The sequence below is a fragment of the Kribbella sp. NPDC058693 genome (assembly GCF_042715335.1).
In the GTDB taxonomy this organism is placed as follows: Bacteria; Actinomycetota; Actinomycetes; order Propionibacteriales; family Kribbellaceae; genus Kribbella; species Kribbella jiaozuonensis.
Window position 1 is genome coordinate 147,156 of the sequence record NZ_JBHXSQ010000006.1, and the last position, 13,047, is coordinate 160,202.

Here is a 13,047-nt window from a genome sequence, read left to right on the forward strand (position 1 = left end):
CGAGCGCTTTCTCGAGAGCCGCCGCGTGGTTCGCGTCGACCGCGTCGCAGGTGACGTCCACGACAACCCGGTCGGCGCGCGACTCGACCACGTCGAGGGCGGTGAGCGCGCCGCCGGCCGCACCGATCGCACTGGTCAGACCAGCGGTCGTATGCGGGGAGGCGGGGGCCTCCAGGCGTGCGGTGATCGAATAGCCCGGACTCGGTGTGGGCATACAGCAACTCCTCTGTCAGATAGGTGGTCCCGAGGTGTGACCCGCCGGCTCGATCCCGGCGAGGGGCGGGTCACACGTTTTCGGGGGTGGGAGTCAGGTGAGTCTTAGTTCCACGCCGAGTCCCGTACGGCGGGCCGCGTCGACCGCCAGTCGTGCTGCTGCGACGTCCTGCAGACCGAGGCCGACCGAGTCGAACAGGGTGATCTCGTCGTCCGTACTGCGTCCTGGTCGAACGCCGGCCACGACGTCGCCCAGCTCGGTCTTGAAATGGTCGGCTGTGATCGCGCCCTCGGCCAGCGGTACCAGGACGTCGCCCGACTCCCGGCGTACGACGTCGTAGCTATCGACGATCACGTGGCTGCGGACGATGCCCGCGGTGTCGATCTCGCGATAGTCCGGGCGCGGCGGAGCACCCACCGCATTCACGTGTAGCCCCGGGGCGAACCATTCCCCCCGCACCACCGGCTCGCGCGACGGCGTCAACGTACAAAGCACGTCCGCCGCGCGCACCACCTCTTCAGAGCCTGAGGCAACGATCACCTCACCCACCCGTTCCCGGGCATAGGCAGCAAACGCCTCCACGCGCTCGTGAGTCCGGCTCCACACCACGACCCGCTCGACCGTCATCACACAGGCCAACGCATCCAGATGAGCCCGAGCCTGCGCCCCGGCCCCGACCAGTCCCAGCGTCCGCGACGCCGAACGAGCCAAATGACGTGTCGCCACCGCCGACGCGGCCGCCGTCCGGAACAACGTCAACGCCGGCCCGTCCAGAATCGCCACACACGAACCGGTCTCCGGATCGACCAGCAACACCGTCGACTGCTGCACCGGCATCGATCGCTCCGCGTTGGCGGGCGTGTCGGTGAGCAGCTTGATCCCGGCCACGCGCTGAGCCGCGATCGCAGCAGTCATCGGCACCAGCAGCGTCGTACACCCGGGCACCTCGACCGTCGACCGTTCGGCCTGCACCGCACCGCCGGTGGTCAGCGCCGCGTGCGCCTGCTCGACCGCCTCGATCACCTCGGGCATCTCCAGCGTCTTCGCGATCTCGGCCCGGCTGAGCGCGAGGATCGGTCTCATGACGTCACCGCCGACGCAGGTCGCGAGTCGACGAGATCGTCGTACGCCGGGGCGGCGTCGATCAGACCGTCCTCGGCGAGGATGCGCATCCATTCGCCGTACCCGTCCTCACTGATCCGCAGGTCGTCCCAGATCCCGCTGGACCGCAGGTCGTCGACGACGCCGATCAGCACCTTGGTGTCCAGCCCCGGCCACTCGCGCGCCAGCAGGTCGGTCAGTTCCGCGGCGTCGTGCGCCTTCAACCAGTCGAGCGACTGCTGCAGCGCCCGGCAGAACCGCTCGATCAGCCGATCCTCGCGGGCGAGTACTTCGTCGGTCGTGTAGTACACGCTGTTCGGCATCAGCCCGCCGGCACGATCGTGGCGGACGGCAACGAACGCCTGCTGCCGATGCTCGAGGTAGGCGGCATTCACCAGGTCGGTGACGAGCGCGTCACCCATGCCGCCGAGGAACAGCTCGGTGAGCATCGAGCCGGACAGGTCGCGCACCCAGCGCACCTTCGACATATCGACACCGGCCTTCCGCATCAGGCCCGCGGTGTGCACGTACGGCGCCGTGCCACCGGCGCCCGGTGCGACCACGATCTTGCCCTCGAGGTTCTTCCAGTCGAAGTCCGCGACCTTCTCCCGGGTCACCAGCGCCTTCGGGTTGCGTGCGTTCAGCTGTGCGAAGGCGCGGTACCCGCGGCCGCGGCCGTGATACATCGCCGGCACCCAGAGCCCGCCGAGTACGACGTTCGCCGTACCGGTCTCAAGGTCGGTGAGGACCTGGGTCCAGTCGTCCGGGGCGCTCCGGGAGAAGTCGAGGCCTTCGGCTTCGTAGTACCCGAACTCGCGGGCGACGTACTCGGGGAGGTAGTTCGGCCAGTGCGAGGTGGCGCTGACGTGTAAGCGGTCCATAGGTCAGACTCCTTGGGAGGTTGAGGTGTTGATGTCCTCAAGTGAGCGGCCATGGGTCTCCGGCGCGAACCGGCTCGCGATGGCCATCACCGAGTACATGGCGGCGATCAGGACGAACACCGCGACGACACCGGCGCGGTCGAACAGCAGCCCGGCGCCGATCGGGACGAACGCCCCGGCGACATTGCCCTGGACCGCCACCATCGCGGTGCCGAACGCGCGGACCCGGGTCGGGTAGAGCTCCGGGGCCCACGCGAAGATCGTGCTGTTCAGCAACAACACGAAGAACTGGAAGGTTGCGCCGAGCAACAGAACCAACGCCGGCGACTTCGCCAGGAACCCGAAGGCCAGCGCGGCCAGGCAAGCCGCCACGGCGCCGACGGTGATCACGAACCGTCGCGGCAGATGCAGCGCCGCGTACGTCGCCGCCGCCGCGCCGAGCAGGCTGCCGATGTTCATCACCATCGTGAACGCGAGGCTCTTCGTGATCGTGTATCCCTGCTCGACCAGGATCGTCGGCATCAGGACCAGCACCGTCACCTGCGCACCAAAGGTCATCCACGAGATCACCGCGAGCGCCGACGTACGACGGAGCAGAACGCCGTGGAACACCTCCGCCAACCGCACCTTCTCGACCCGCGGCGCCGTTCCGACCACGGTCTCGATGTACGGCGTGACCGGGCCGCCCTCGTCCTTCAGCCGACCGGCTGCGAGCCGCGTGAGTACGCCGTTCGCCTCGTCGATCCGGCCGCGCGAGGCCAGGTACCGCGGTGTTTCCGGCAGGAACCGCCGGTACACGAGCACGAGCAGTGCAGGCAGGAACAACAACCCGAACATCCACCGCCAACTCGTGTCCGCGCCACCGAAGAAATTGCCGAGCGGACCGAGCACGACCGCCGCGAAACCGAACGACACCACGTTGCCGAACCCGCCGGCGCCGACGTTGAGCGACGCGACCACAGCACCGCGGTACTTCGTCGAGACCAGTTCGCTGAGCATCGTCATACCGGCGGCGATCTCACCGCCGAGCCCGAGCCCGACGATGAACCGGCCGACCGCGAGCACCGCGTACCCCGGAGCGAGTGCGCAGATCAGTGCGCCGAGACAGTAGATCGCGAGGTTGAACCCGAGCGCGAACCGGCGGCCCTTGTAGTCGCCGAGCACACCGGTGACCACCTTGCCGATGATCATCGCGCCGATCGTCACCGTCTGCAGGAACGCGAGTTCCGGGGTGGAGATGTTCCAGACCGACTTCAGCGCCGGGCCGACCGCGCCGAGCGAGTTCTCCTCCATCACGTCGAAGAACGCGCCGAGCAGCACCATCAGCAGGATCAGGCGGTGGGCACGGTTGAACGGAATGGCGTCCAGAACCCGCCCGACCACCGACACCGCGTCCGCCGGCGGACGGTCGTCGACCGCCGGTCGGGACGGCTGGGAGGCGAGCTGGTTCGGTGATTCTGCGTTGTGCATCGGACCGACCTCCTTGAACGGAAGTTTTTGTCGGGACCGAGCCGGGATCTCGGGGTTGCTTGGTGATAGGATTACCAGTCATCTGATGTTTAAGGAAGAGGCTGCGATGAAGAAGGTCGAGAGGGTCTCACTGGTGGAGACCGTCGGGACGCAGTTGCGGGACGAGATCACCGACGGGCGGTGGGCGGTCGGTGAGCGCATTCCTTCGGAGACCGAGCTGGTTGAGCAGTTGGGCGTCAGTCGGGCTTCCGTGCGGGAGGCGGTGCGTGGTCTGGTGCAGGCGGGTCTGCTGGCGACCAGGCAGGGCGACGGCACGTATGTGACCGCGCGCGATGTCACCGATGTCGCGATCCGGCGTCGGCTCGGCGTGGCCGAGCAGAGCGATGTGCTCGAAGTACGGCGTGGGCTCGATATCGTCGCGGCCGGCCTCGCGGCATCTCGCCGTACGAAGACCGACATCCGGGCGCTGAACAAGGCACTTGGTGCTCGCGCCGCCGCTGGTGAGGCAGGCGACGAGGCTACGTTCGTCAGTGCTGATGTCGAGTTCCACCTGTGTGTCGCCCGTGCGTCGCACAACCCGCTGTTGATCGAGCTCTACACGAGCTTCGCACAGGCACTCGCCGAGAGCGTCCGCGACGACAAGTGCCTGCAGGTCTTCGCGCGCGGCGAGGACACCTGGCACGAGGCCCTCGCCGCGGCGATCGAGGCCGGCGACGCCACCTCGGCCGCCGCCGCGTCCCTGTCCCTGCTGGAAAGCAGTAGCTAGTGAAGGGTGTAGCCGCCGTCGATTACGACTACTGAGCCGGTCATGAAGCTGGAGGCGTCCGAGGCGAGGAAGACTACGGTTGGGGCGATCTCGTCCGGTACGGCGTAGCGCTGCATCGGTGCGTCGTCGATCCAGCGTGCCTTGAACTGTGGCTCGTCGACCGGGGCCATCTCGGTCTTCACGTAGCCGGGCGCGACCGCGTTCACGCGGATGTTCAGCGGCGCCCACTCGGCCGCCAGCGACTTGGTCAGCTGATGGACCGCGGCCTTCGACGCGTTGTACGCCGGTTGCCATTGCGGACGGTTCACGATCTGTGCCGAGATCGAGCCGATGTTGACGATGGTGCCGCCGCCGACCGTGGTGAAGTGCCGCGCGGTCGTCTGGCTGAGCTTCCACAGGCCGTCGACGTTCGTCGAGAACACCTCGTCCCATTCCTCGTCCGGGATGTCGAGCGACGGCCGATGCACACACGTCCCGGCGTTGTTCACCAGGATGTCCAGCCGCCCGGTCGCCTCCAGCGCAGCGTCGACCGCGGCCTGGCCGGACGCACGGTCGTTGACATCGAGCCCGACGCCGATCACCGTCCGGCCGGTCGCCTCGGCCAGCCGCGCGGCCGCCTCCTTGGACGCCGCGGCATCGCGCGCCCCGATCACCACATGCGCGCCGGCCTCGGCCAACCCGGTGGCGAACGCGAGCCCGAGCCCGCGATATCCACCAGTCACCAACGCCGTCCGCCCGGCCAACGAGAACTTGTCAAGAACGCTCATCGGGCCATTGTCCCTGGTACGCGGTGGACGCGAGCTGAACGAAGGACCGCACGAGCGGGTTGCTCTCCCCTGTCTTCCAGCTCACCACGACCCGGCTCGGCGGCAGATCGACGATCGGCACGACGGTGAGCTCGCCCGGCGGGTTGTGACCGAGCGGACTCAACCCGACCGTGCCGTTCCAGAGCACGGCCTGCAGACATTCTTGGACCGAGCGCACGACCGAACCCTCGCGATGCTGACCGCCGTTCCAGTACGACTGCCAGATCGGATCGGTGTCGGCCGGGAACTGGAACCACCGCCGATCCGCCAGGTCCGCGAGCTTCAACTGATCGCGCTGAGCCAACGGATCATCGGCCCGCAGTACGGCGCCGACCGGATCCGCCCGCAACTCGTGCACGGTCAATCCCGTCTCGTCGAACGGCGCGCGCGTCAGCGCCACGTCGACCAGACCCGCTCGAAGACCGCAGGTGGGATCGGTGAGATCGGCCTCGCGAATCCGGACCTCCACCCCCGGATGCTGCTGCCGATACGCCACCGCCAACCGGCTCGCACCCGGATCGGTGCTGTCCCCGAGCATCCCGATCGTGAAGCTGACCGCACCGCGGACCCGCGCCGGTAGCTGATCAGCCTGCTCCAGCAGAGCCCGCGCCAGCAGTACGACGCCTGCCGACGTGAGCGCGACCCCCGCCGCGGAGCGGTCGAACAGCGCGGCGCCGAGCTCCCGCTCCAACTGCTTGATCGCGCGGCTCAGTGGCGGCTGACTCATCTGGAGCCGCACCGCCGCCCGGCCGAAGTGGAGTTCCTCGGCAACGGCGACGAAGTACCGCAGGGTGCGCAGCTCCATGACCAGCGACGATACCCGCACGGTATCGCCGCGACCGGATCGGTCTTGGACGTCGCAGCGGCGCAGGCGGTGCGATGGGAGCATGACCGACGTACTGCTGCCCGATCCCGCCGTCCGCGTTGCCGACGCCGAGGAGATCGCTCCCGACCTGCTGGTGATCCCGAACAAGCGGGTCGACCTCGTGCCCAACATCGGCATCATCGGCGGCACCGATGCCGTCCTGATCGTCGACACCGGCATCGGCACCGCGAACGCCGAGGAGGTCCTGGCGCTGGCGACCGAGGTCGCGCGCGGACGGCGGGTGTACCTGACCACGACCCACTTCCACCCCGAGCACGCGTTCGGCGCACAGGTCTTCGCAGGGCACGCGACGTACCTCGTCAACCGCACGCAGGCGGACGACCTGGAGGCGAAGGGCGCTGGTTATCTGGAGATGTTCCGCGGGTTCGGCGGGGCGGTCGCCGAGCGGCTCGAGGGCGTCGAGCTCCCCATGCCCGACGAGGTGTACGGCGATGCGCACGACCTCGATCTCGGCGGGCGGATCGTCGAGCTGCGCGCCACCGGCCGCGGGCACACAAAGGGCGATCAGGTCATCCAGGTGCCGGACGCAGGCCTGCTGTTCACCGGCGATCTGGCCGAGACCGGCCAGTTCGCGATCTTCCCGTGGTTCCCGCCGTACGACGTCGATGTCTCCGGTGTCGGCTGGTTGTCCGTGATGGATCGACTGACCACGACCGCGCCGAAGATCGTCGTACCGGGTCACGGCGACCTCGGCGGCCCGGAGATCCTCACCGCCGTCGGCGACTACCTCCGCGAACTCCGCGACGAGACATGGCGTCGACGGGACTCCGCGATGAACGAGTCCGACCTCCGCACCGAGGTCAAGGCGCTACTGATCGAGCGCCACCCCGAATGGTCCGGCCAGGACTGGATCGAGCACGGCATCAACTGCCTGTGCACCGAATGACCGCTACCGCTTGTCTTCGTCCAGGATCCGGTTGACGGAGCGTTCGACGGTCGCGCGGGTCTTGTCGTCGTCGAGATCGTCGCCGACCCGGTTGATCACCTCGGCGATGGTCCGGCCATGGGCGAACTGATCGATGATGCGAGGGTCGACGTACGAACTGCGGGCGACCGCCGGCGTGTTGCCGAGATGCTCGGAGACCTCCGCGAGCATCTCCTTCACCGCCGTCTTGAGCGCGGCCTTCGTGGTCGGCGGGTCGGCGTCGGCCAGATCCACCGCGGCATGCACCGTGGCCGTCCAGGTCCGCAGGTCCTTCACCGTGTAGTCGTCGCCGACCAGCTCGTGGAACCTGTCGTTGACCATGCCGGCGTCGATCTCGTGATAGCCCTCGTCGTCGCGGTACACCAGCAGCCGCGGATTCTTGTGCCGACCGCGTTTCAGCGACCGAATAGCCTGCATCAGTCGATCATCGTCTAGCACGATCGTCCGCTCCTGCCCACCTTTCGCGACGAAGTCGAACACCACCTTCCCCTTGCTCACGCGGACGTCGTCACGCAGCAAAGTCGCCGCACCACGGCTGCCGTTCTCGTCGGCGTACTGCGTGTTCCCGGTGCGGAAGACGCCGTAGTCGAGCATCCGCAGCGCGACCGCCAGCACCCGCCGCCGGTCGAGGCCACGAGTGCACAGATCCTCGTCCACCGCCTCGCGGAACGCCGGCAACTTGCGCGCCAACTCGCGCACCCGGTCGTGCTTGACCAGGTCCTGTGCCGACCGCCAGTCGTCGTGGTACAGATACTGCCGCCGTCCCGCCTCGTCGGTACCCGTCGCCTGGATGTGCCCGTTCGGGTACGGGCAGATCCACACGTCCTCCCACGCGGGCGGGATTGCCAGCGTCCGGATCCGCTCCACCACATCGACGTCCTTGATCGTCTTGCCGTTGAGGTCGAGGTAGCTGAATCCAGTTCCGCGTCGCCGGCGACGGAATCCCGACTTGTCGACCTGACTCTTTCGCAGCCGCATCAGTACCGGGCCATTTCTTCCAGCGGACGGAGGTCGTCGCGCCGGCTCGTCGTGGTGACGGTGTTGTCGGTGATTTCGTCGACCTCGTTCCAGGGCAGGTACCAGACGCTGCCCAGTCGTGCATGGACCAGCCGGCGCAGTAGCTCGGGGCCGATGTGGCGTTCGTACCCGAACAGGCGCGTGGCGCGGTTCTCCACCACGATCAGGCCGTCGACCCGGAGCGCGCGCTGCATCGACATCAGCAACGGGCCGTCCTGGACCAGGCGCACATCGGCGACACCGCCGAGTTCGTTGCCGTCGGCATCGAACACTCGTCGTCCGAGCAGCTCATTCAGTCGCATCGCCGGCTCCGGGGATCTTGTCGATCACGTGGTGCTCGATCCAGTCGTCGTAGTAGTCCAGGTCGAGGCCGGCGGCCGAGATCGTCACGGCGGTCTCGATCTCGGCGATCCGCCCTGCCGGGATCTCGGCCCGGCCGGAGATCAACGCCGCCACCACCGGCGGGTCGGCATCGAGATCGAGCTCGACGTCGTCGACCTTTCCGGCCAGATGACCGTCGGCCTGGTCGATCAGCTGCTGGTCGAGCAGATGCAGCTGCGCATGTAGTACCCGTCCAGCCATCGTCACGCTCCTGCCTTCGTGATGATCATCAGCGGTATCGCGGCGACCGACGCGATCGTCAGCAGCGCCAGGTAGAACAGCCCGACGGCGTTGCGAACCCGGCCGTTCGTCTCCCGGCCGACGTAATCGGGATCGTTCGCGACGATCAGGATCGGCAGGTACGTCAGCGGCAACGCCATCGCGGCGAACACCACGGAGTACTCCGTCACCTTCACCGGGTCGACCGCGGTCAGCAGGGTCAGCACCGCCAGCACCAGGCACACGATGATCACCACGTGGAACCGCGACGCCTCCCGCGGCCGGACGAGCTTGCCCCACTGCCAGCCGCGGTACTGCGCGATCGTGTACCCGCACGACAACGCGGTCTCGAGCGCCGCGCCGAACGTCGCCGCGAACATCCCGAGCAGCACGACCGCCAACCCGATCTTGCCCAAGGCAACGACCACCGGCAGCGCCACCTGCCCCAGCGTGCCGACCTGGATACCGGCCGGCAGGAAGAGCACCGCGGCACACCCCATGATCGACAGCGACAGCAGCCCGCCGAGCGGGAACCCGATGAACACGTTGGTCCGCTCGGTCCCCAGGTCGCGGCGCGTCCATTTCTCTTCAACCCCTCCGGAGGAGAAGAAGAACACCTCGTACGGCGTCATCGCGGCGCCGAACAACGCGATCCCGTAGTACGCGTATGTCGCCCAGCCCTCGTGACCGATGGGATGCGGCCGGGTTGCCTGGTGCAACAACTGGCCCCAGTCCGGACCGAGCCTGAACAGCGCGATCGCGAACACGATCAGCAGCAGTCCGAGCAACCCGAAGACCTGCTCCAGCCGGGAGAACTTGACCCGCCAGATCACCAGCCACACGGCGAACGCCGCCAGCGGCATCCACAGCAGGTAGCTGACCCCGCTCGCCAGCTCGAACGCGAGCGCGACACCACCGATCTCCGCGATCAACGTCAGCAGCGTCACCAGGAACGAGGCCACCAGTGCGAGCAGTCCCGTCCGCGGACCGAGCCGCTCGCGGATCAGGTCGAACACCGGTCGCCCGGACATCGCCACGACCCGGCCGGACATCTCGGCGTACACGATGATCCCGATCACGCCGACGATGACGATCCAGGCCAGGTGCATCCCGAACCGCGCGCCCACCAGGGCGTTGGTGACCAGGTCGCCGATGTCGACGAACCCGCCGATCGCGGTCAGGATCCCCAGCGTGACCCCGAGGAGCTTCTTCATTTCGCCAGTTCCCCGACCCGCTCGAGGTCCTTGCTGGAGAGTCGAAGCGCCGGGAGTTGCCGTTCGGCCGCGGCCAGGTCGTTGTTCCCGAGCGCGATCCGGACCGCCGTCACCGCGGATACCGCATCGTCCAGCGTCGAGTTGACCTGTTCGTACAGCCTGGCCGACTGCTCGGTCGACGGCTGCTGCGTCGAGAACGAGTCGGCCGTCTTCCCGAGACTCTTCTCGGCGTCATCGATCATCCGGCGGGCCGGCTGCGCCCAGAGCCGGTGTGCCTGCAGTTGTTCGACGACCAGGCGGGTCGTATTCACCTCCGAGGCGGCGGTACGCGCTGTCTGTGCGGCGTTGTCGCGGAGCGTCTGATCAGGGTCACCGCAACCGGCCAGAACCACCGCCGCCAGCACGCCGACTGCAATCCACCGCAGCACACGTCACCATCCGAGGTCCGATAGTCGTACGACGAGGCACCTGTACCCAGGCCCACGCGCGATCAGTCAGGCTGTGCGGTGCGGGAGCCTGGTCAGCGCGAGGACGTGCTCAGCCGGAGTACCGCGTAAGGCAACCAGTTCGAGATTGCGGCCGCTGCGGCGGAGGGCGGCGGCGAGAACCTGGATGCCGGCGCTGGCCAGCTGCGTGACGCGGGACAGATCGACGGCCAGCGGGATGGTGGCATGGCGCGCCACCTCGCGCAGGATGCGGTCGAACCCGCGGGCGGTGGTGATGTCGATCGGCCCGCCGACAAGCAACGTCCCGTTGGTGACCTCCGCCGAGAACTCGGCCGGCTCCGTCGAAGGCATCACCTCCCCCACGACCTGGCTCGGCGCCTTCGTCAGCGCGGTTCGCGCCGTCACCGTCGTACCGGAATCGGTGCGATCGACCGACAGCGCGTCAACCGTCGAACCGGCCAGCGCCAGGCCGCGTCCACGTCCGGACGCCGGTTCGCTGTTCTTCCAGCGGCCCTCATCCCGGACCGAGATCTCCAGCTCTCCGCTCCGCGTCAGTTCCGCGGCCAGGGTCATCGGACCTGGTGCGCTGTCGTAGTAGGCGTGCTCGACGACGTTCGACATCAATTCGAGGACCGCGTTGTGGACCCCGATCACCAACACCAGCTCGGGATTCAGCGCCCGCAGCCAGGCCGCGAACTCGTCGCGGTACCGTCCCACAGTCGCCTTGACAGCAGGTCCGGTCCGCGTGAATGCGGGCACCGGAGTACGGCGGTGCGCGGCGAGCACCGTGATGTCGTCAGAGTGGCCGTTCAGCAGTTGCAGAACGTGCTCGGTGACCCGCTCGGCGGGCTGGCGTGATGCGCCACTTCCCGCTGCGGCAGCTCGCAGCAGGTCGGCAGTCGCCTGATCCGCGGTGCACTGTGGGCGCTCGATGATCCCGTCGGTGTACAGCAGGAGTACGTCGTCGAGGTCGAGGTGCTCGGTGCAGACCTCGTACCCGCCAGGCGCGCCGAGCGGGGTGCCGCCGGAAGGTTCGACGTACCGCGCCTTGCCTGCCATCGACGCGATCACCGGCGGCGGATGCCCGGCGGTGCAGTAGGTCAGGTCCCCGGTGGCGGGATCGAGTACGGCGGCGCACGCCGTGGCGGCCTCCGCGCCCGGCACCCGGCTCGCGAACTTCTCCAGCCGGCCGATCGCGGTGGCCGGATCCGCGCCGTCCTGCAGCGCCATCGCCAAGGCGGCCCGCAGCCGATCCGTCACCCACGATGCCCGGGCTCCGTGGCCGACGACGTCCCCGACCATCAGCGCGACCCGGTCGTCGTCGAGGACCACGGTGTCGAACCAGTCGCCACCCGCGCCTGCTCCGATTTCCGCCAGGAGGTAGCGCGCGGACAGGTCGACGCCCGGCAACACCGGCAACCGGGTCGGGGGCGGCGCCTCGTGCAACGTGTCGGCCGTCCGCCAGGCCTCTTCGTACATCCCCGACCTCCATCCGAGAGCGATCCCGGGCTGAGATCTACCTGTGCCCATTCCGGCGCGGTCGACTCACGGCGCAACAAACCGCCCGCGTCGCCTCGTTCCGGTTGAGGCTGAGGTGCATCATGGAGAGGTGGATGAGTTCGAACCTCAGTCCGCGCTGCGGGACCCCGACCAAGTCGCCGCGACGTTCGCCCGACTGGCTCTGGAGATGCATGACGCGGGCGGTGTGGATGAGACGGTTCAGGCCGTAGTGGAGTTCGCGCTGCAGGCCGTCGACTGTCAGTACGCCGGAGTCGCGCTCTACGCCAAGGGTGGAAACCCCGAGGTGCCGGCCGCGACCGATCCCACCGTGGCCGAGATCTACCGCTTCCAGATGGACGGCGAGATCGGTCCGCTGGTCGAGTGCATGCGCAGCCAGAGAACTGTCGTGGTGCCGGACACCACGTCGGAGGTGCGCTGGCCGGATTGGGCCAAGAAGGTCCTCAAGCTGGGAGTGCGGAGCGTTCTCGACGTGCCGTTGCGGACGGCCGCGGGCACCGTCGGCGTGCTGGGTCTCTACAGCGTCGAGCCCGACGCCTTCGGACCGGACGCGGAGGCGGTCGCGCACATCCTGGCCCGGCACGCGTCGGTCGCCGTCGCGACCGCCCGCCGCGAGCAGAACCTCAACCTCGCGGTCGACGCCCGCAAACTCGTCGGCCAGGCGATGGGCATCCTGATGGAGCGGTACGGGCTGGACGACGACCGCGCCTTCCAGGTCCTCAGGCGCTACTCCCAGCAGACCAACACCAAGCTCCACGACGTCGCCCGCCAGCTCATCGACACCCGCAGTCTCCCTCGATCCTGACCACCTGCGCGTCTAGGCTCGGTGCATGACTAGGTACGGTCCGGCGGAGGCGGCTGAGCGGTCCGGGTTCAGCATCGACACGTTGCGCTACTACGAGCGCGAGGGCATCCTCCCGCCGGTGGCACGCAACTCGGGCGGCCGACGGCAGTACTCCGACGACGATCTCGCGATGCTCGACTTCCTACGCTGCCTACGCGACACCGGCATGCCGATCGAACGACTCCGCCGCTACGGCGAACTCGCCCGCTCAGACAAAACCATGCCCGAACGCCTAGCCCTGATCGAAGAACACACCAAGGTAGTCGAGTCCCGAATCGCCGAACTCCAGTCCCAACGCACCCGCCTAGAAGAAAAAGCCGCCTGGTACCGCGACCAGCTCGAGAAGTAGACCTCAAGAG

Annotated in this window: 15 protein-coding genes and 1 pseudogene; 4 read left to right on the top strand and 12 right to left on the bottom strand. The window is 68.0% G+C overall.

All coding sequences use genetic code 11. The features are described from left to right. The 4 genes and pseudogenes from ACFWUU_RS37855 to ACFWUU_RS37870 all read right to left on the bottom strand — a co-directional run. Window positions 1-214 (bottom strand): annotated as a pseudogene (locus ACFWUU_RS37855) (NAD-dependent malic enzyme); the annotation flags it as partial. Between the two features lie 93 nt (window positions 215-307). Beyond that, a complete protein-coding gene (locus ACFWUU_RS37860; protein WP_380183128.1) occupies window positions 308-1,297 on the bottom strand; it encodes an ornithine cyclodeaminase family protein in 990 nt (329 codons plus the stop codon). Continuing rightward, the gene (locus tag ACFWUU_RS37865; protein WP_380183130.1) at window positions 1,294-2,196 is read right to left on the bottom strand and encodes an ABC transporter substrate-binding protein; all 903 of its coding nucleotides are present in this window, start codon (window positions 2,194-2,196) and stop codon (window positions 1,294-1,296) included. Before ACFWUU_RS37865 ends, ACFWUU_RS37860 begins: the two co-directional genes overlap by 4 nt. 3 nt (window positions 2,197-2,199) lie before the next feature. Next, window positions 2,200-3,666, bottom strand: coding sequence for an MFS transporter (locus tag ACFWUU_RS37870; protein ID WP_380183132.1), 1,467 nt, complete (start codon window positions 3,664-3,666; stop codon window positions 2,200-2,202). A gap of 106 nt (window positions 3,667-3,772) precedes the next feature. On the opposite strand from ACFWUU_RS37870, the gene ACFWUU_RS37875 reads away from it, so the two are divergent. Further along, window positions 3,773-4,432, top strand: a complete 660-nt coding sequence (locus ACFWUU_RS37875; protein ID WP_380183134.1) for a FadR/GntR family transcriptional regulator — start codon at window positions 3,773-3,775, stop codon at window positions 4,430-4,432. Here the strand turns inward: ACFWUU_RS37875 and ACFWUU_RS37880 are convergent. After that, the gene (locus tag ACFWUU_RS37880) at window positions 4,429-5,199 is read right to left on the bottom strand and encodes an SDR family NAD(P)-dependent oxidoreductase (protein ID WP_380183136.1); all 771 of its coding nucleotides are present in this window, start codon (window positions 5,197-5,199) and stop codon (window positions 4,429-4,431) included. The genes ACFWUU_RS37875 and ACFWUU_RS37880 overlap by 4 nt on opposite strands. Continuing rightward, complete coding sequence (locus ACFWUU_RS37885) at window positions 5,186-6,043, bottom strand: LysR family transcriptional regulator (RefSeq protein ID WP_380183138.1); 858 nt, start codon at window positions 6,041-6,043, stop codon at window positions 5,186-5,188. The genes ACFWUU_RS37880 and ACFWUU_RS37885 overlap by 14 nt, the downstream gene beginning before the upstream one ends. A gap of 82 nt (window positions 6,044-6,125) precedes the next feature. Here ACFWUU_RS37885 and ACFWUU_RS37890 point away from each other — a divergent pair, with 82 nt between their 5' ends. Next, a complete protein-coding gene (locus ACFWUU_RS37890) occupies window positions 6,126-7,010 on the top strand; it encodes an MBL fold metallo-hydrolase (protein WP_380183140.1) in 885 nt (294 codons plus the stop codon). 3 nt (window positions 7,011-7,013) lie between these two features. Here the strand turns inward: ACFWUU_RS37890 and ACFWUU_RS37895 are convergent, their stop codons facing one another. The 6 genes from ACFWUU_RS37895 to ACFWUU_RS37920 all read right to left on the bottom strand — a co-directional run bounded on the left by ACFWUU_RS37895 (window position 7,014) and on the right by ACFWUU_RS37920 (window position 11,805). After that, the gene (locus tag ACFWUU_RS37895; protein ID WP_380183142.1) at window positions 7,014-8,027 is read right to left on the bottom strand and encodes a DNA topoisomerase IB; all 1,014 of its coding nucleotides are present in this window, start codon (window positions 8,025-8,027) and stop codon (window positions 7,014-7,016) included. Next, entirely contained in the window at window positions 8,027-8,368 is a 342-nt protein-coding gene (locus ACFWUU_RS37900) for a hypothetical protein (RefSeq protein ID WP_380183144.1), read from the bottom strand. The genes ACFWUU_RS37895 and ACFWUU_RS37900 overlap by 1 nt, the downstream gene beginning before the upstream one ends. Further along, window positions 8,355-8,648 (bottom strand): hypothetical protein, encoded by a 294-nt coding sequence (locus ACFWUU_RS37905; RefSeq protein ID WP_380183146.1) that lies wholly within the window; start codon window positions 8,646-8,648, stop codon window positions 8,355-8,357. Before ACFWUU_RS37905 ends, ACFWUU_RS37900 begins: the two co-directional genes overlap by 14 nt. Before the next feature lie 2 nt (window positions 8,649-8,650). Then, window positions 8,651-9,880: an NRAMP family divalent metal transporter gene (locus ACFWUU_RS37910; RefSeq protein ID WP_380183148.1), complete on the bottom strand. Its 1,230-nt coding sequence runs from the start codon at window positions 9,878-9,880 to the stop codon at window positions 8,651-8,653. Continuing rightward, on the bottom strand, window positions 9,877-10,308 hold the full coding sequence (locus ACFWUU_RS37915; protein ID WP_380183150.1) for a hypothetical protein: 432 nt from the start codon (window positions 10,306-10,308) through the stop codon (window positions 9,877-9,879). The genes ACFWUU_RS37910 and ACFWUU_RS37915 overlap by 4 nt, the downstream gene beginning before the upstream one ends. A 66-nt stretch (window positions 10,309-10,374) precedes the next feature. After that, window positions 10,375-11,805: a SpoIIE family protein phosphatase gene (locus ACFWUU_RS37920; protein WP_380183152.1), complete on the bottom strand. Its 1,431-nt coding sequence runs from the start codon at window positions 11,803-11,805 to the stop codon at window positions 10,375-10,377. 130 nt (window positions 11,806-11,935) lie between these two features. On the opposite strand from ACFWUU_RS37920, the gene ACFWUU_RS37925 reads away from it, so the two are divergent. Further along, window positions 11,936-12,649, top strand: coding sequence for a GAF and ANTAR domain-containing protein (locus tag ACFWUU_RS37925; protein WP_380183154.1), 714 nt, complete (start codon window positions 11,936-11,938; stop codon window positions 12,647-12,649). A gap of 25 nt (window positions 12,650-12,674) precedes the next feature. Further along, the gene (locus tag ACFWUU_RS37930) at window positions 12,675-13,037 is read left to right on the top strand and encodes a MerR family transcriptional regulator (protein ID WP_380183156.1); all 363 of its coding nucleotides are present in this window, start codon (window positions 12,675-12,677) and stop codon (window positions 13,035-13,037) included. The last annotated feature ends 10 nt before the right edge of the window (window positions 13,038-13,047 follow it).